Origin of the sequence: Arthrobacter sp. CAN_C5, assembly GCF_017875735.1 — a bacterium.
Taxonomy (GTDB): Bacteria; Actinomycetota; Actinomycetes; order Actinomycetales; family Micrococcaceae; genus Arthrobacter_D.
The window spans coordinates 1,650,515-1,667,246 of record NZ_JAGGMZ010000001.1; the positions used below are offsets into that span (position 1 = coordinate 1,650,515).

The window sequence follows — 16,732 nt, forward strand, 5'->3', positions numbered from 1 at the left end:
ACGCTTGGCGGCCCTCTCTAGTGGCCGAACGGGTCCGGATCCACGCCCGGCATCCAGGTCAGGCCGGGCACTCCCCAGTGGTTCTTCTTGATGGCCTTGCGGGCGGCCCGGGAATACGGCTCGATAAGCCGGTCCACGTAGAGCTTGCCCTCCAAATGGTCATACTCATGCTGCATGCAGCGTGCAAACCATCCGGTGGCCACGAACTCCAGCCGCTCCCCGAAGCCGTCGAAACCGGTCACCTTGACCCAGTCGGCCCGCTTCAGCGGAAAGGACTCGCCCGGCACTGAAAGGCAACCCTCGGACTCCTCCTCCGGGTCGGGGTCCGCCCCCGAAATTTTGGTGGTCACCAGTGAGGGGTTCACCAGCACCCCGCGCGGCGCGACGTCGTCGTTCTCCATGCCGTACACGAAGATCCGCTGGCCCACACCGATCTGGGGGGCCGCGAGCCCCACGCCGTTCGCCTCGTCCATGGTTTCGAACATGTCGGCGATCAGGGCGCGCAGCTCGTCGTCAAACTCGGTGACGACGGCGGCCCGGCGGTGCAGCACTGGCTCACCGGTGATGGTGACGGGGCGAACAGTCATGGTGGTGTTTCCTGTGGATTGGGGTGGAAGTTCGGCTAGCGGCAGGTGTGTCAGCCGGCGATGTGGCGGCCGACGACGTCGCGCATGATCTCGCTGGTGCCGCCGAAGATGGTGAGCAACCGGGTGGCCAGGAACGCCTGGGCAACCGGGTATTCCAGGATGTAGCCATAGCCGCCGTGCAGCTGGAGGCAGCGGTCGGTGATCGAGGTGGCGCGTTCGCTGGCCCACAGCTTGACCCGTGCGGCGGCAGCGGCATCAAGGGTGCCCGCGTTGAAAGCGAGCATCGCCTGGTCGACGTAGGTTTCGGTGACCTCCACCTCGGTGAGGATGTCAGCGAGCTGGAAACGGGTGTTCTGGAAGTCGATGATCCGTTCCCCGAACGCGTTGCGCTCCTTGGTGTACGTGACGGTGGCCTCATAGATGGCGCGGGAGACAGCCGACGCGGCAACGGCGATCGCGAGCCGACCCTGCGGCAGTTGTTCGTGGGCATAGCGGAGTCCGTGACCGAGCTCGCCCACCAGGTTGTCGCCGCTCACCCGGACACTGTCGAAGAACAGTTCGGCAGTGTCAGAGGCTTTGAGGCCCATCTTGTCGAGCTGCTTGCCGGTGTTGTACCCATCACCCTTTTCGACCATGAAGAGTGAGAAGGAGTCGGCGCCGCCCCTGCCCGTGCTGCCGTCGGTGCGGGCCATCACCAGTGAGGCGTCACCGCTGATGCCGTTGCCGATGAAGGTCTTCTGCCCGGAGATCAGCCAGTCATCGCCGTCGCGCACGGCCTTGGTCCTGATCCCGCGGAGGTCGCTGCCCGCTCCCGGTTCGGTCCAGGCCACGCTGGTCACCCGTTCGCCGCTCACCATTCCGGGAAGCCAGCGCGACTTATGATCATCGCTGCCGTAGGCGAGCAGGTGGGGGAGCACCATGTCGTCGTGGAGGTGGAAAGCCAGACCGACGGCCAGGTGGTTGGTCTTCGCGAACTCCTCGTCCATGACGGCGCGGAACCGGTAGTCGGGCATACCCGCGCCGCCGAATTCCTCGGGCACAGCCAGGCCCAACAGTCCCTGCTCACCGGCTGCCGTCCACAGGGTGCGGGGCATGAGGTGGTCCTGATCCCACTGGGCGTAGTGCGGCGACACCTCCCGGGAGGTGAACTCGGCCGCGACTTCACGGAACAGCAGATGGTCTTCTTCGAACACTGTGCGTTCCATGCGGTTCAACCTCCACGGTGATTCAACGCCGGCTGTCCCCGGCCTGGGTCCTACAGGTAAGGCCGCCCCCGAAGTTATTCAGGGGCGGCCTTCCGAGGTCATCTTTCGACCTACTTGGGGTGAGTAACGGGGCTTGAACCCGCGACCTCCTGGACCACAACCAGGCGCTCTGCCAACTGAGCTATACCCACCATGTGCCTTACGAAATGTCAGTCCTGCAGTTCGTTCCTGCGGGAGTGTCACCTACAAAAGGCAGCGCATACAAGTCTACACAATTTTTGCCGGGCCTTCGCCACCGGGGCTACGCGGCGGCGTCGCGACCGCTGGGTCAGTCGGCCAGGGACCCGGCGATCGCCTTGCTGGTCGCTGAATCCGGGCCGGGGCTGGGAACGAAAACGGACTCCCGGTAGTAACGCAACTCACGGATGGAATCGCGAATATCCCCGAGCGCCCGGTGCCCGCCGCTCTTGGCGGGGGACTGGAAGTACGCGCGGGTGAACCATCGCCGGGCGAGTTCCTTGATGGTCGATACGTCGATGACCCGGTAGTGCAGGTGCTCAATCACGGCCGGCATGTCGCGGGCGAGGAACGAGCGGTCGGTCCCGACCGAGTTGCCGCCCAACTGGGCCTTCCGGGGGTCGGGGACCCATTTCATGATGTAGCTGAGCACCTCTGCTTCGGCTTCCTTCATGCTGATGCCCTGGGGGAGTTCGGTCAGCAGGCCCGACGTGGTGTGCATGTCGCGCACAAAGTCGCCCATCTGCTCCAGGGCTGCGTCATCGGGCTTGATAACGACGTCGACACCGTCACCCAGGATGTTCAGCTCGGAATCCGTCACGAGGACAGCAACTTCGATCAGTGCGTCAGCCTCGAGGTCAAGCCCCGTCATCTCGCAGTCGATCCAGACAATGTGTTCATTAGATATCGGCACCTCCCAAATGTACCGCGCCTCCCGGCTCGGCCGACGTCGTACCCCGCGGAGACCCCGCGTCCCGGTGCGCGGCGTTACCGGCCCCGGCACAGGGGGCGATGCTAATATCTAGCCAGTCTGCCCGGTCAGAAGTGCAGAAGTTTCGTGTTCCACCGAGGATTGGATAACAGCAGATGACCGCCCAGGTGCCAGCGGACGCCTCGCAGCCCCGGACGGACGCAGCTTTGGCTGGCCGACCAAACGTGGCAGTCATCCAGGGATTCATCGGGTCCCTGCTGATGATGATCGGGTCCTACGGGGTGGGCTGGCTGTCGCTGGCATCGGTGGAGTTGCGCAGGATTCCCATCATCATGTGGATGCGGTTCGAACCGGCCGGGGCGGTGGTATCGGTCCTGATCCTGGCGCTCGGTGGGATGCTCCTGGTGAGGTCCTGGCTGCGGCTCGGTCAGCGGCTGCACGGGTGGGGCCCGGAATCCCGGCCAGTGATTCTTCGCGCCGTGATCGCCTGGGGCGCCCCGATGTGCCTGGCCTTGCCGTTGTTCAGCCGGGACGTGTTCGCCTATATCGCCCAGGGGCAGGTGGTCCTCTCCGGGCTGAACCCCTACGTCGACGGTTACTCGCAGATCTCCAACTACCTGCAAATCGGGGCGGACGACTTGTGGGCGCAGAGTCCCACCCCGTACGGACCGGTGTTCCTCTGGATTGAGGCCCTGGTGGTGGGCATCACCAACGGGCAACCCGACTTCTCGGTGCTCCTGTTCCGGCTCATCGCGATTGTCGGTGTGGTGATGTGCGTCTATTACGTGCCCAAGCTCGCGGAACTGCACGGTGTTAACCCCAACCGGGCGCTCTGGCTTACCGCCGCGAACCCGCTCTTCCTGATCAATTTCATTGCCAGCATCCATAACGATGCGCTGATGATCGGTCTCGCACTCTCCGGCCTGTACCTCGCCGCAACCCAAAAGCCCTGGCGGGCGGTGCTCATGGTCACGCTGTCGGTTGCGATCAAACCCATCACCCTGATCTTCCTTCCGTTCATCGGCCTGATGTGGGCCGGCAAGGGGGCAAGCTGGCGGCGGAAGTTCCTCTATTGGGCGCTCACTGCGGGGATCTCCTTCGGCATTCTGTGGGTGATGGGACTGATCAACGGCTTCGGTTTCGGGTGGGTCGGTGCGCTGAGCACCCCCGGCAGCGTCTGGATCTGGTACGCGCCGATCGGTTTCCTGGGCATGATCGTCATGATCCTGGGGAATGCCGTGGGGCTCGACGGCCAGGCCTTCGCCGAGGTGGTGTATTTGATCGGCCGGCTGGTGGCGCTGGCGATCATCGGCTGGCTGATGTTCACGGGGGAGCACAGCAGGCTGGTCCGCCGACTGGCTCTGGCCTTCGCCGCGATCGTCTTCCTCGCCCCCATGATTCAGTCCTGGTACGTGGTCTGGCTGATCCCGTTGTTCGCAGTCACCGGCATTCGCAACGACTGGCAGGTCAAAACCCTCTACTTCCTCGTGTCCTTTTTCATGATCTATGCCATTTCGGATCAGCTGGACATTTTTCCCTACTTCGAGCTGAGTCTGACGGTGGCACGGCAGGTGGCAGCGGTCGTCGCGCTGGGCTTTGCCCTGTACCTGGTTTTTGTTGATCCGAAGACCAAAATCCTATTCCGGAAACGGTACGAGGAGCCGGTGGTGGGCGGGCTACACTAGCGGTCGCTGGCCGGTCCAACATGCTTTCTGGGCCCGAACCGGCGATACTTGGACGATGACCGACTCCACAGAACACATCTTCAGCGGCGAATTCGAGATCTCTGTCTGGAGCCCGGAACCCTACTCAGCGCCAGGCTCCTCGAGTGAACTGACCAAGGTGAGCGCCACGAAAGTCTTCAGCGGCGGCCTTGTCGGAACCAGTTCAGCAGAGCTGCTGATGGCGGGCAACGACTACGGTGCCGGCTACGTTGCCTCCGAGGTATTCACCGGTTCGGTGGATGGCAGGGACGGCACCATGATCGTGCAGCACTGGGGGATCGCTGAGGGTACCGCCGCCGCCAGTTCGGGCCACATCATTCCGGGATCGGGGACCGATGGCCTGAAGGGAATCTCCGGGAAGGCCGTCTACTCCCAGGACGCCGCTGGCCAGCACCACCTTGAGCTCAAAGTCACCTTCGGAGACTAGAGTCCGCACGACTCCTGGCTGTCATCCACCGGCATAATTCTGGTGCCCCCGGCGCGACTCGAACGCGCAACCTACGGATTAGAAGGCCGTTGCTCTATCCATTGAGCTACGGGGGCCGACGGCGGATATCTCCACGCCACCGCAAGTTTATCGTCAAGTTGGACGAACGCCAGTCGGCGACTCTCCCTCCACACCGGGTTCCTCCCCTCAGGTTGTCCACATAGGGCTGTCGCGGCTCCCTCCGAAACCCCGGTACCGGTGAAATAGTGTCTGCTGGCATACCCGCCAGCGCACACCTTTGCTGAAGGGGAATTCGATGAGCGACAGCATCACCGTCCGCGGCTATGTGGCCACCGACGTTAAATCGGGAGTCGCCGTGAGCGGCCTCGCCTACGCGAGTTTTCGAATGTGCTCGACCGAGCGCCGCTTCGACCGCCAAACCAATTCGTGGACGGATGGCCAAACGAACTGGTACACCGTGTCGATGTTCCGCCAGCTTGCCACCAATGCCGGGGTGAGCATCAGGAAAGGGGACAAGGTGGTGGTCACCGGGCGGCTGCGGGTCCGGCCCTGGATCCGTGAGGACGGGCGAACCGGCACCTCCGTGGACATCGATGCGGACACTGCAGGACATGACCTGATGTGGGGCACGGCGCACTTTCGCCGGACCAGCGCGGACCGCGCGGGCACCGAGGCTTCAACCGCTGGTGACCCACCGGATGTCCACGACTCGGATGTCGACTACCCGGATGTTGATCGGGACACCGGCGAGATATTCGGCGACCCGGGTGATGCGGCGGCTCCTGAGGGGAATGACTCCTCCGGTGCTGAGCCCTCCGGCGATTCCGACCAGACCGGGGGTGAACAATCAGCCCGACAGCTCACCGACGCACCGTTTTAGTCCCGCGGCGGCTGCCGCACACAAATGGGAGATAGGTGGGTGCAGCGACTAGCCTTGAGGTATGGCGGAATTTATCTACACAATGACCAAGGCACGCAAGGCTGTCGGCGACAAAGTAATCCTCGACGACGTCAGCATGTCCTTCTACCCCGGCGCGAAGATCGGCGTCGTGGGTCCCAACGGCTCGGGCAAGTCGACCATCCTGAAAATCATGGCTGGCCTGGATACCCCCTCCAACGGCGAAGCAAAGCTCAGCGCCGGCTACTCGGTAGGGATCCTGCTGCAGGAACCACCACTGAATGAGGAAAAAACCGTCCTGGGCAATGTGCAGGAAGGCGTCGGAGAAATCTACGGCAAGATCCAGCGGTTCAACGAGATCTCCGAAGAAATGGCCAACCCCGACGCAGATTTCGACACGCTGCTCGAGGAAATGGGCAAGCTCCAGGAAGCCATTGACTCCGCAGACGCGTGGGACCTCGATTCGCAGCTGGAACAGGCAATGGACGCCCTGCGCTGCCCACCGCCCGAAACCGATGTCACTATCCTGTCCGGTGGTGAACGGCGCCGCGTTGCGCTCTGCAAGCTTCTCCTGCAGAAGCCCGACCTGTTGCTCCTTGATGAGCCCACCAACCACCTCGATGCCGAAAGCGTGCTCTGGCTGGAGCAGCACCTGAAGAGTTACTCTGGCGCTGTCCTGGCAGTGACCCACGACCGGTACTTCCTGGACCACGTCGCCCAATGGATCGCCGAAGTGGACCGCGGCCACCTCTACCCCTACGAAGGAAACTACTCCACCTACCTGGAGAAGAAGCGCGCCCGTCTTGAGGTGCAGGGCAAGAAGGACGCGAAGCAGTCCAAGCGCCTCACCGAAGAACTCGAATGGGTTCGCTCCAACGCCAAGGGCCGCCAGACCAAGTCCAAGGCACGGCTCGCCCGGTACGAGGAGATGGCTTCTGAAGCCGAGCGCACCAAAAAACTCGATTTTGAAGACATCCAGATCCCGCCCGGCCCACGTCTGGGCAACCAGGTCATCGAAGCGACCGACCTGCGGAAGGGCTACGACGACCGGATCCTGATCGACGGGCTGTCCTTCTCGCTGCCCCGTAACGGCATCGTCGGCGTCATTGGCCCCAACGGCGTCGGCAAGACCACGCTCTTCAAGACCATCGTGGGGCTCGAGCCGATCGACGGCGGAAAACTGACCATCGGTGATTCGGTCAAGATCTCCTACGTTGACCAGTCGCGTGGCGGCATCGATCCCGACAAGACCCTGTGGGAGGTCGTCTCCAACGGACACGACTTCATCCAGGTCGGCCAGGTGGAGATGCCCTCGCGTGCCTACGTGTCAGCGTTCGGGTTCAAGGGTCCGGACCAGCAGAAGCGTGCCGGAGTGCTCTCCGGTGGTGAGCGCAACCGGCTGAACCTGGCGCTGACCCTCAAACAGGGCGGAAACCTGCTGCTGCTCGACGAACCGACCAACGACCTCGACGTCGAAACTCTCTCCAGCCTGGAGAACGCTCTCCTGGAGTTCCCCGGCTGCGCCGTGGTGGTCTCGCACGACCGCTGGTTCCTCGACCGGGTGGTGACCCACATCCTCGCCTATGAAGGTACCGAGGAAAATCCGGACAAGTGGTACTGGTTTGAGGGCAACTTCGAATCCTATGAGGAGAACAAGGTGGAGCGCCTCGGCGCTGATGCCGCGAAGCCGCACCGCGTCACCCACCGCCGCCTGACCCGCGACTAATACCAACACGGCCGCAGTCAGCACAGCCAGGCATACGAAAAAGGGCGCGTCCTGCGGTGACCACAGACTGGTCACCGCAGGACGGGCCCTTTCGCCTACCCGGACGATCAGTCGGGTACCCGGACCATTCCCTCCTGGGCGACGGTCGCTACCAGTTCCCCGGCACGGTTGAAGATCTGTCCCGTGGACAGGCCGCGGGCTCCCGACGCGCTGGGGGAGCGCTGCACGTAGAGCAGCCACTCGTCCACCCGGACCGGACGGTGCCACCACATGGCATGATCCAGGCTCGCGACACTCATCCCCGGGGTGATCCAGCTCAACCCGTGCTGGCGCAGGATCGATTCCAGCAGCGTGTAGTCGCTGGCATAGGCGAGAGCCGCCCGGTGCAGTCCCTGGTCGGCGGGCATGGGGGCGAACGTCTTCATCCACACGGCGTTGTGCGCCACCCGATCGCCCTCGTGCTGCACATAGAGCGCGCCGTCCACATGCCGGATGTCGAAGGGGCGGTCGAAGGACCAGGCCTTGGCCAGCGGATGGTCCATCTCACCCAACAGGTCGGCAGTGCTCGGCAGCGTCTCGGGATCCGGCATGCCCTCGGGCATCGGCTCCTGGTGGCTGAGCCCGTCGTCGGGCTCCTGGAACGAGGCGATCATCGACAGGATCGGCACACCATTCTGGTAGGCATGGGTTCGGCGCGCCGAGAAGGAGCGCCCGTCGCGCAATCGCTGCACGCCAAACGTGATCGGCTGCAGCGCATCACCGGCCCGGAGGAAGTAGCCGTGCATTGAGTGGACCTCACGGGTCGGCTCGACCGTCCGGATCGCAGCGATCAAAGCCTGCGCGAGTACCTGGCCCCCGAAGATCCGCCGCCCTGCCTGCTGCACAGAGGTTCCGACAAAAATTTCCTCGTCGGTTTGTGCTCCGTCAGCGCTGCTCAGATCAAGCAGATCGACCAGGGTTTGGGTGGGATCGACCGGGGACTCGACTGCCATGGATCTGGTTCTCCTTGTGATGCGGGGAAGGGAAGGCTGACGCGCCGCGTGAACGGCGGAAAGTACCTCTGACCTTAGACGCACCGGAGTCCACCCCTCAACACGGCCAACGATTATGGCTGTGGTTAGCCGGAGCAACAACCGTTTGAGAGGATTGCAGCATGACCCGGATTCAACGCTTCCCCATTCAGCTCCGCTTCGGCGACGAAGATTCCTACGGACACGTCAACAATGTCCGGTTCCTCCAGTATCTTGAGGATGCCCGGGTGCAGTTCATCCACCACCCGCTGTCGGACTCGGCTCCCGACGGTGCTGCGGAGCAGGACACGCTGCTGGATCTGATCGGTCCCGACCACTTCACCCTGGTGGCACGGCACGAGATCGAGTACTCGGCACCCCTGAACTACCGCCCAGACCCCCTGGAGATCAGCATCTGGGTGACAGGCGTCGGTGGTTCCAGCTTCGACCTCGGCTACCAGATTGCCGAGCCGGACGGATCGGCTAGCTACGCCCTCGCGGCCTCCACCATGATCCTGGTCAACCGGGCCACCGGCCGGCCAGCGAAACTCAACGACGCGCAGCGCGCCGCGCTCGAGCACTGGCTCGGCGAACCAGTGTCTTTCCGACGCCGGTCGAACGGCTAACCGGTGGAACCACACTCGCCGTCAGCAGAGCTGGTCTTCGCCGATCAGTGGAATGTCGCTGACCTGCGCACTTTCATTGCCCGCGCGCGGGCCGCCGAGGATGGCGCCGTCAGGTTGCAGGCCGCCGGCAGCGTCCTCGCCGCCTACATCTGCATCCTTCGCCCACGGATCCTGGGCGAAGCCACTCCGACGGTCCTGGGACTGCGGACCATGCCGCTGAACGCCCCCGCCCAGGTGGACGTAACGGTGGCACTGGCATCGGTGTCGGACCGGCTTGCCCGCATGGCTGAGGATGACGTGGTGCTGCAGGTACCGCCGACCACCGTCACCGAAAGCTGGACGGGAGTCCTTCCGCCGCGCGCCGGATGGGAGTCCCACGGGGACCTGGACGCCGGCGTGGTTGAAACCGCAGCCCGAACCGGAATCCGGGAAGTTGCGGAAACCGTGCCCAACAACCCGGGTGCCCTGATCGTGAACAGCGCCAGGGGAGCAATCTGGGGCCGCAGCATCGAGGGCCTGCCGGTGGAGGTGCCCGCGGGAGCAGCCTTCGGCGCCTTCGCCCTGGGGTTCCTCGCAAAGGGTGAACGCCCAGCCATTTTCACCAACGGACGATGGACCAGGATCAGCACCTCGCGGGGACACGTGCTATCGCGGATCCCGACCGTCCTTTAACCGGCCGGTTCACAAGGTTCGGGTCCTAGCGCTCGTCGGCAGAGTTGACCATCGAATGGGCGGCCCGCTCCAGGTAATCCCACAGGGTCGCCTCGTGCAGGGGCGCCAGGTCAAGTGAGTCGACCGCCGCGCGCATATGCGTGAGCCAGTGGTCGCGTGCCCGCGGCGACACGGTGAACGGCATGTGCCGCATCCGCAGCCGGGGATGGCCGCGCTGGTCACCATAGGTCTTGGGGCCGCCCCAATACTGCTCCAGAAAAATCAGCAACCGCTCCTTCGCCGGTCCCAGATCTTCCTCCGGGTACATCGGCCGCAGCAGCTCATCACCCGCGATGCCGTCGTAGAAGACGTCCACCAGCTGCACGAAGGTCGGGTGACCGCCCACCGCCGCATAGAAGTTGTCGGTGTAGGCGGGCTGGTCGAAACGTGGCCCCAGCGGGGTCAGTTTGGCCAGCGGCTCACCGAACCGGGACGGGATGGGGATGCCTTCGGGGCTTCCAGGGGTGGTCATTGTTTCTCTCCTGTCGGTTCGTCGGCCGCTACCGGGGGCAGATAATTGCCCTGTGAACGGTTGCCCACTTTCATGATGTCCCCGTTGCGGATGTACCAGATGGCCCCGTTCCCGTCGATCAGCCGGGTGATCCGCAGACCGACCGACTGCACCACTCCCACGGTGTCCCCGATCTCGATGGTGTCGCCAATTCCATACTGGTCCTCGAGGGTGATGAAAAACCCGAGGAACGCGTCCCTGATGATCTCGCGGGCGCCGAAGCCGATCGCAATACCCACAATTCCCACGCTGGCGAGAATCGGTCCGATATTCACGCCAAGCGCCTGCAGCGCCATCATGATGGCGATCACTGCGATGGTCAGTCCCGACACGCTGCGGAGCAGCGCGCCGATGGTTTCAGTGCGTTGGACCCGCCGCTTGTGGTCAAGCGTGCGCAGGACCGGCTGCGCCCACTTGAAGTGGGGCTTCTTGAACAGGTCGGATCCGCTCCGCACCCGTCGCACCATGCGATTAATGACAAACCGGACCACCAGCCACAACACCAGCCCTGCCACGATGATGATGGCGGCGTTCAGTAGCTGGTCTCCTAGACCGATCTCTGTGGGGGACTGCATGGGGGGATGACCGGTTCCTTCACTAGCTGAGGTGTGTTCTCCGCACACGGCGGAAAGGGTGTCTGCTCCTAGGCTAGCGCCGTAGGCTGGGCTGATGCGCATCCTGATCCTCGGTGGAACCGTATTTCTCTCCCGGCGAATCACCGAGCTCGCGCTCGATCTCGGCCACGACGTCACCTGCCTCGCCCGTGGCACGTCGTCCATGCCGTCGCAGGGTGCCGCGTTCGTCCAGGCTGACCGTGACGGGCCCACCCCCTACGCCGCAGTGGATCAGGATTGGGACGTGGTGGTCGAGGTGTCGTGGCAGCCCTACCAGGTCGAGGAGGCGCTGCGGTCACTGGGCGGCAGGGCAGGTTTCTGGATCTATGTCTCCAGCTGTTCCGTTTACGCCGACAATTCGGTGCCCGGCGCGGACGAGGGCGCCGCGCTTCTTCCTTCGTACGACGGTGACATCCCCGCACCTGGCGAGTCATACGGCGAGGCGAAGGTGGCCTGCGAAGAGCTATGTCACAGGTATCGCGGTGCCGGTGTCCTGATTGCCCGTCCCGGGCTGATCTCCGGCCCGGGAGACCCCAGCGACCGGTTCGGCTACTGGCCTGCCCGGCTCGCCCGCGGCGGAACGGTGATCGTCCCGGCGATGCGTGAACGTTCGACCCAGACCATCGACGTGGACGACCTCGCCGGATGGCTCCTCACCGCGGCCGCCCGGAACCTGACCGGTGTATTCAACACGGTTGGCCCGTCCACCGGGTTCGGTGACCTCATGGACCGGACAGCGTCCCAGGTCGGCTTCGAGGGCATGATCCGGTGGGTGGATCCGGACTGGTTGACGGAGCACGGCTTCGCCTACTGGGCTGGCCCGGATTCCCTGCCCCACTGGTTGCCGGAAGGCTATGCAGGGTTCGCCTCCCGATCGGCTGCGGCTGCCCTGGCCGAGGGTCTGTCCCAGCGACCCGTTGACGAGACGATCCAGCGGGTGCTGGAGGATGAACGACGGCGGGGGCTTAGCCGGGAGCGGAAGTCGGGGCTGACCCCAGACACTGAGGAAAAGCTGCTCGCGCAGCTACCGGACAAGTGACTGCCGGACCAGCAACGCCCTAGGCGTGCTCCTGGGCGTCCTCGGCAATCATCACCACTGGCTCGTGGTTGACCGGAAAATTGACCGACCGCGCGATGAAACAGGACGCAGCGGCCTCACGGTGGATGGACTGTGCCGTGTATTTCATCAACTGGTCGGTGATTGTCACCCGGGGTTTGAGAGTGACACTGAGGAACTCCCCGCTGCCGTCAGCGTTCAGGCGCATGGTTCCGACAGCGGTATCCTCGTACGCCGTCACCACCACGCCGTGTTTCACCGCCATGTGAAGGTACGCGAGCAGATGGCACTGGGAGAGCGCGGCGAGCAGCAGTTGCTCCGGGTTCCAGCGGTCCTCGTCCCCATGAAACGTGGGGTCCGCCGTGCCCAGAAGCAACGGCGGACCCTTAGCTGAGACCTCATTTTCCCGACCGTAACCGCGGTAGGAGCGAGTGCCTTCGCCGCGGTTACCCGTCCAGATGGTGTTGACCCGATAGTGGTGCTCGGAGAGGTTCATGGCTCAAAGCTACACCCGAACCCACCCGTTTTTACCGGTCGACGGCCTGCGCTTTCAAGGCCCGGACAATCCCGTCCTGGCTCTCCACCACCAGCCGTCGAAGCGAGGTGCTGTCGGCGTCGAGCGTGGACAGAAAAGCCATCGATTTAGCCAGGGTGTCCTGGGTGTTCAGCCTCGACGGGTACAGGCCCACAATGATCTGCTGGGCGATCTCATGGGTGCGGCTGGCCCAGACCTCCGGGGCTGCAGCGAAGAACTTGTCCACGTAGGGTGCTAGGAGCTCAGGATCGTGGACCCTCATGAAACCGGTGATCGCCGAGCGCTGCGCAGCGTTGGGCAGATCGGACTGTTCAACGATACTGCGCCAGGCATCCGCCTTGGCCTCAGCCGTCGGGATGGCCGCCTTGGCCTGTGCCGCCGCGAGCTGGCCGGTCGCCGTCGCATCGCGCTCAAGCTCCGCGTCGATGTCGGACTGCCCGAACCGGCCGCCCGCCACCAGCGAGGTGACAAGTTCCCAGCGGAGATCGGCATCGATTTCCAACCCCTCCGGGACCAGCGAACCGGAGAAGATGGCCTCCACGGTGTCCAGGTGGGCGTCGGTCTGCGCATGGCCCGCAAATGCCTTGATGAACTGCAACTGCGAATCCGATCCGGCGTCAGCTCCGCGTGCCAGCTCCCAGAGGCTCTCCGCCGCCGTGACGGTCATCGCGGAGCGGTCCGCGGGATTGACGTAAAACGCGAGCGTGGTCGCCAGCTGGCGCAACAGCACCAACACCACCGACGAGTCGGACTCGGAGGCGATGTTCTGAAGGATCAACTCGACATAGTTCCGTGCGGGGGTCTCCCCATCCCGCGCCGCGTCCCAGGCCGACGCCCAGACCAGGGTGCGGGGGAGCGAGTCGTTGAAATCCTTCAGATGACGGGTCGCGGTCAGCAGTGACACCTCGTCCAGGCGGATCTTCGCGTAGGCAAGATCGTCGTCGTTCAGCAGCACCAGGTCCGGACGGGACCGGCCCACCAGCTCCGCCACGTCGGTGCGTTCGCCGTCGACGTCGAGCTCCACCCGGTCGGTGCGCTGCAGCTTCCCTGCGCCATCCAGGGTGTAGAACCCGATCGCCAGGCGGTGCGGGCGGATCGTGGGGTAGTCGGCCACTGCGGACTGAAGCACAGCGAAGCTGGTGATCACGCCGCCGTCGTCGGTCTCGATGTCGGGGCGGAGGGTGTTCACTCCCGCAGTCTCCAGCCACAGCGACGACCATTCCTTCAGATCACGGCCGCTGGCTGCCTCCAGTTCGGACAGCAGGTCCACCAGTTCCGTGTTCTTCCAGGAATGCTTCCCGAAGTACTCCCTCACCCCCTCCATGAACTTGTCCTGGCCCACCCAGGCCACCAGCTGCTTGAGCACCGAGGCACCCTTCGCGTAGGTGATGCCGTCGAAGTTGACCTGAACGTCTTCCAGGTCATTGATCTCGGCGACGATCGGGTGGGTGGACGGGAGCTGATCCTGGCGGTAAGCCCAGGCCTTTTCCAGCGACGCGAAGGTGGTCCAGGACTGCTTGAACTCGGTCGCCTCGGAGGCGGCGAGCGTGGACATGAACTCGGCGAAGGACTCGTTCAACCAGAGGTCGTTCCACCACCGCATGGTCACCAGGTCGCCAAACCACATGTGCGCCAGCTCGTGCAAGATGGTGATCGCCCTGCGCTCGACGGTGGCGTCGGTAACCCGGGACCTGAAGACGTAGCTTTCAACAAGCGTGACCGCTCCGGCGTTTTCCATCGCCCCGGCGTTGAACTCGGGAACAAAGAGCTGGTCGTATTTGGGGAAGGGGTAGGGCGTACCGAACTGCTCCTCGAAGAAGGTGAAACCCTGCCGCGTCAGGTCGAAGACGTTCTCCGCGTCGAGGTGCTGCATCAGTGATTTTCGTGCGAAAACACCCAGCGGGATGACGCGGCCGTCCGAGCTGGTGAGCTCACTGCGGACGGACTGGTACGGGCCCGCGATCAGGGCCGTGACGTAGGAGGACAGGACGCCGGTTGGATCGAAGGACCAGGTGGACGTCGCTCCGCCGTCATCGGCCGAACCGGCAGCCACGGGCTCGGGGGTGGGCGAATTGGAGATGACATCCCAGTGCGACGGGGCCGTGACAGTGAAACGGAACGTTGCCTTCAGATCGGGCTGCTCGAAGACAGGGAATACCCGCCGTGAATCGGGTACCTCGAACTGGGTATAGAGGTAAACCTCGTTGTCCACCGGGTCGACGAAGCGGTGCAGACCCTCTCCGGTATTCATGTAGAGCATCTCGGCGACGACGACCAGCTCGTTCGTCGCAGCGAGGGTGGGTAGCTGGATGCGAACGCCGTCGGAAACCTCTGCGGGATCGAGGTCGACGCCGTTCAGCGTCACCTGCGAGACGGCGTTGGTTACCGCGTCGATGAAGGTCGAGGCTCCCTGGGTACCCGTGAACCGCACAACGGTCCGAGATTCGAAAACGGTGTCCCCGCGGGTGAGGTCCAGATTGATGTCATAGGAGGTGACGCTGAGCAGTTCGGCGCGGGCTCGTGCCTCGTCGCGGGTCAGATTCATGCCTGGCAAGGTGGAGCCTTTCGGGAAACATGGGGAATGCCCTGTGGGTGGCGGGCGCGTTCTGTGATGCAGCTTACGCAGCACTGTCATTGTTTCACCAGCCACGACCATCGCGCACACCCACCGAACAAGTACCCTTGAGGGCAACCACACACCACACTCGAAACGGAATTTTCATGCGCGTTCATATCGCCACTGACCACGCTGGCATGGAGCTCAGCGCCCACCTGATCGACCACCTGCGCCGCTCCGGCTACGAGGTCATCGACCACGGGCCGCAAATGTACGACGCCGAGGACGACTACCCCGGATTCTGCATCAACGCCGCACAGGCAGTGGTCATTGACCAGCAGGCGGGGCGCGATGCGTTGGGGATAGTGCTGGGCGGATCCGGCAACGGGGAACAGATGGCAGCCAACAAGGTGCGCGGCGTGCGTGCCGCACTGGCCTGGAACCTGGATACCGCGAAGCTGGCCCGGCAACACAACGACGCCAACGTGGTGGCCGTGGGGGGACGGCAGCACTCGGTTGAGGAGGCAACCGGCATCATCGAGGCCTTCCTCGCCGAGCCGTTCAGCGAGGCGGAACGTCATGTTCGCCGGATCGGGCAGATCGCTGCCTACGAGACCACCGGCAGCGTCGGGGGGTAGCGGGTATGCCCGAAGGCCATTCGATTCACCGGCTGGCGTCACAGCTTTCGTCGGTGTTCGGCGGTCAGCGACTGGCGGCCTCAAGCCCGCAGGGCCGGTTCGCTGCCGGCGCGGCCGGGCTGAACGGCCGCGTGCTGATGGGCGCGGCTGCTCACGGCAAGCAACTGTTCGTCGAGTTCGCGGACGCCCCGCACGACAGTCACACGCCGCCGATTTTCCTGCGGGTACACCTGGGCCTGTACGGGGCATGGAGCTTCGGTGGGGACCGGTCTTTCATGGGCGCCTCAAGCATCGGCGCGCCTCGCAGGGTGGGGGAGCGGGAAATCGATGGGACCCCCGATGCCGCCTACACCGGGCCCCCGGACCCCGTGGGAGCGGTCCGGCTGCGCCTTGCCAGCGACTCCGGCTGGGCGGATCTGCGTGGTCCCACAGCGTGCGAGGTCATCACCGGCCCGGAACGCGACGCCGTCATCGACCGGCTGGGGCCCGATCCGTTGCACGACGATACGACCGGAGACGACGCCGCGCGCTTCACAGCCGGGGTGCGCAAGAGCGCAAGCCCGGTGGGATTGCTGTTGATGAACCAGGCGGTGATCGCCGGGGTGGGAAACATTTATCGCGCCGAAGCCCTGTTCAGGCGGAAGCTCAACCCCAGGCTCCCCGGGAAGTCAGTCAGTGCTGCGGAGGCGTCAGCGCTGTGGCAGGACATTGGGCAGATCATGCGTGACGGGGTGCGGGACGGAAGGATCATCACCACCCTGCCTGTCGACCGTGGTTCGAAAGCAACACGGGTGAAGCGTGAGGACGCTCACTATGTCTACGGACGGGCCGGGCTGCCCTGCCGGCGCTGCGGCACCCCCGTGGCGCTGGCGGACCTGGCCGCGCGCAAGCTCTACTGGTGCCCAGACTGTCAGGCTCAGTAGGTGTAGCCAGCAC

17 protein-coding genes and 2 tRNA genes are annotated in these 16,732 nt (G+C 64.2%); 9 read left to right on the forward strand and 10 right to left on the reverse strand.

Annotated features, from left to right (window positions below):
- Positions 1-17 precede the first annotated feature (17 nt).
- The 4 genes from def to orn all read right to left on the reverse strand — a co-directional run bounded on the left by def (position 18) and on the right by orn (position 2,723).
- Positions 18-587 carry a peptide deformylase gene (gene def / locus H4V95_RS07780; RefSeq protein WP_209729745.1) on the reverse strand — a complete coding sequence of 190 codons (570 nt, stop codon included), beginning with the start codon at positions 585-587 and terminating at the stop codon, positions 18-20.
- Positions 588-637: 50 nt separating this feature from the next.
- Positions 638-1,792 carry an acyl-CoA dehydrogenase family protein gene (locus H4V95_RS07785; RefSeq protein WP_209729747.1) on the reverse strand — a complete coding sequence of 385 codons (1,155 nt, stop codon included), beginning with the start codon at positions 1,790-1,792 and terminating at the stop codon, positions 638-640.
- Between the two features lie 115 nt (positions 1,793-1,907).
- Positions 1,908-1,983, reverse strand: a tRNA-His gene (locus H4V95_RS07790).
- 137 nt (positions 1,984-2,120) lie between these two features.
- Positions 2,121-2,723 carry an oligoribonuclease gene (orn, locus tag H4V95_RS07795; RefSeq protein WP_209729749.1) on the reverse strand — a complete coding sequence of 201 codons (603 nt, stop codon included), beginning with the start codon at positions 2,721-2,723 and terminating at the stop codon, positions 2,121-2,123.
- A gap of 173 nt (positions 2,724-2,896) precedes the next feature.
- Between orn and mptB the strand changes: the two genes are divergently transcribed.
- Together mptB and H4V95_RS07805 are read left to right on the forward strand one after the other, a co-directional pair.
- A complete protein-coding gene (mptB, locus tag H4V95_RS07800; protein WP_209729751.1) occupies positions 2,897-4,426 on the forward strand; it encodes a polyprenol phosphomannose-dependent alpha 1,6 mannosyltransferase MptB in 1,530 nt (509 codons plus the stop codon).
- A gap of 55 nt (positions 4,427-4,481) precedes the next feature.
- Positions 4,482-4,892: a DUF3224 domain-containing protein gene (locus H4V95_RS07805; protein ID WP_209729753.1), complete on the forward strand. Its 411-nt coding sequence runs from the start codon at positions 4,482-4,484 to the stop codon at positions 4,890-4,892.
- Positions 4,893-4,932: 40 nt separating this feature from the next.
- Here H4V95_RS07805 and H4V95_RS07810 read toward each other — a convergent pair.
- A tRNA-Arg gene (locus H4V95_RS07810) sits at positions 4,933-5,008 on the reverse strand.
- 200 nt (positions 5,009-5,208) lie between these two features.
- Here H4V95_RS07810 and H4V95_RS07815 point away from each other — a divergent pair.
- Both H4V95_RS07815 and ettA read left to right on the forward strand, forming a co-directional pair.
- Positions 5,209-5,793 carry a single-stranded DNA-binding protein gene (locus H4V95_RS07815; protein ID WP_209729756.1) on the forward strand — a complete coding sequence of 195 codons (585 nt, stop codon included), beginning with the start codon at positions 5,209-5,211 and terminating at the stop codon, positions 5,791-5,793.
- Positions 5,794-5,854: 61 nt separating this feature from the next.
- Positions 5,855-7,537, forward strand: coding sequence for an energy-dependent translational throttle protein EttA (gene ettA / locus H4V95_RS07820; protein WP_196866508.1), 1,683 nt, complete (start codon positions 5,855-5,857; stop codon positions 7,535-7,537).
- A 107-nt stretch (positions 7,538-7,644) separates the two neighbouring features.
- Here ettA and H4V95_RS07825 read toward each other — a convergent pair whose 3' ends face one another.
- Positions 7,645-8,529, reverse strand: a complete 885-nt coding sequence (locus H4V95_RS07825) for an acyl-CoA thioesterase II (protein WP_209729758.1) — start codon at positions 8,527-8,529, stop codon at positions 7,645-7,647.
- A 161-nt stretch (positions 8,530-8,690) separates the two neighbouring features.
- On the opposite strand from H4V95_RS07825, the gene H4V95_RS07830 reads away from it, so the two are divergent.
- Positions 8,691-9,173, forward strand: a complete 483-nt coding sequence (locus H4V95_RS07830) for a thioesterase family protein (protein WP_209729760.1) — start codon at positions 8,691-8,693, stop codon at positions 9,171-9,173.
- A gap of 3 nt (positions 9,174-9,176) precedes the next feature.
- On the forward strand, positions 9,177-9,845 hold the full coding sequence (locus tag H4V95_RS07835) for a hypothetical protein (protein ID WP_312883972.1): 669 nt from the start codon (positions 9,177-9,179) through the stop codon (positions 9,843-9,845).
- Between the two features lie 25 nt (positions 9,846-9,870).
- On the opposite strand, the gene H4V95_RS07840 is transcribed toward H4V95_RS07835, so the two are convergent.
- Positions 9,871-10,356 carry a globin gene (locus H4V95_RS07840; protein ID WP_209729762.1) on the reverse strand — a complete coding sequence of 162 codons (486 nt, stop codon included), beginning with the start codon at positions 10,354-10,356 and terminating at the stop codon, positions 9,871-9,873.
- Complete coding sequence (locus H4V95_RS07845) at positions 10,353-10,970, reverse strand: mechanosensitive ion channel family protein (RefSeq protein WP_209729764.1); 618 nt, start codon at positions 10,968-10,970, stop codon at positions 10,353-10,355. The genes H4V95_RS07840 and H4V95_RS07845 overlap by 4 nt, the downstream gene beginning before the upstream one ends.
- Before the next feature lie 94 nt (positions 10,971-11,064).
- Here H4V95_RS07845 and H4V95_RS07850 point away from each other — a divergent pair, with 94 nt between their 5' ends.
- Entirely contained in the window at positions 11,065-12,048 is a 984-nt protein-coding gene (locus H4V95_RS07850) for an NAD-dependent epimerase/dehydratase family protein (protein ID WP_209729766.1), read from the forward strand.
- Between the two features lie 19 nt (positions 12,049-12,067).
- Here H4V95_RS07850 and H4V95_RS07855 read toward each other — a convergent pair whose 3' ends face one another.
- Together H4V95_RS07855 and pepN are read right to left on the reverse strand one after the other, a co-directional pair.
- The gene (locus H4V95_RS07855) at positions 12,068-12,562 is read right to left on the reverse strand and encodes an OsmC family protein (protein WP_209729768.1); all 495 of its coding nucleotides are present in this window, start codon (positions 12,560-12,562) and stop codon (positions 12,068-12,070) included.
- A 31-nt stretch (positions 12,563-12,593) separates the two neighbouring features.
- Positions 12,594-15,146, reverse strand: coding sequence for an aminopeptidase N (pepN, locus tag H4V95_RS07860; RefSeq protein ID WP_209729770.1), 2,553 nt, complete (start codon positions 15,144-15,146; stop codon positions 12,594-12,596).
- A gap of 176 nt (positions 15,147-15,322) precedes the next feature.
- On the opposite strand from pepN, the gene H4V95_RS07865 reads away from it, so the two are divergent.
- Together H4V95_RS07865 and H4V95_RS07870 are read left to right on the forward strand one after the other, a co-directional pair.
- On the forward strand, positions 15,323-15,796 hold the full coding sequence (locus H4V95_RS07865; protein WP_209729773.1) for a ribose-5-phosphate isomerase: 474 nt from the start codon (positions 15,323-15,325) through the stop codon (positions 15,794-15,796).
- 5 nt (positions 15,797-15,801) lie between these two features.
- A complete protein-coding gene (locus H4V95_RS07870) occupies positions 15,802-16,719 on the forward strand; it encodes an Fpg/Nei family DNA glycosylase (RefSeq protein ID WP_209729775.1) in 918 nt (305 codons plus the stop codon).
- The last annotated feature ends 13 nt before the right edge of the window (positions 16,720-16,732 follow it).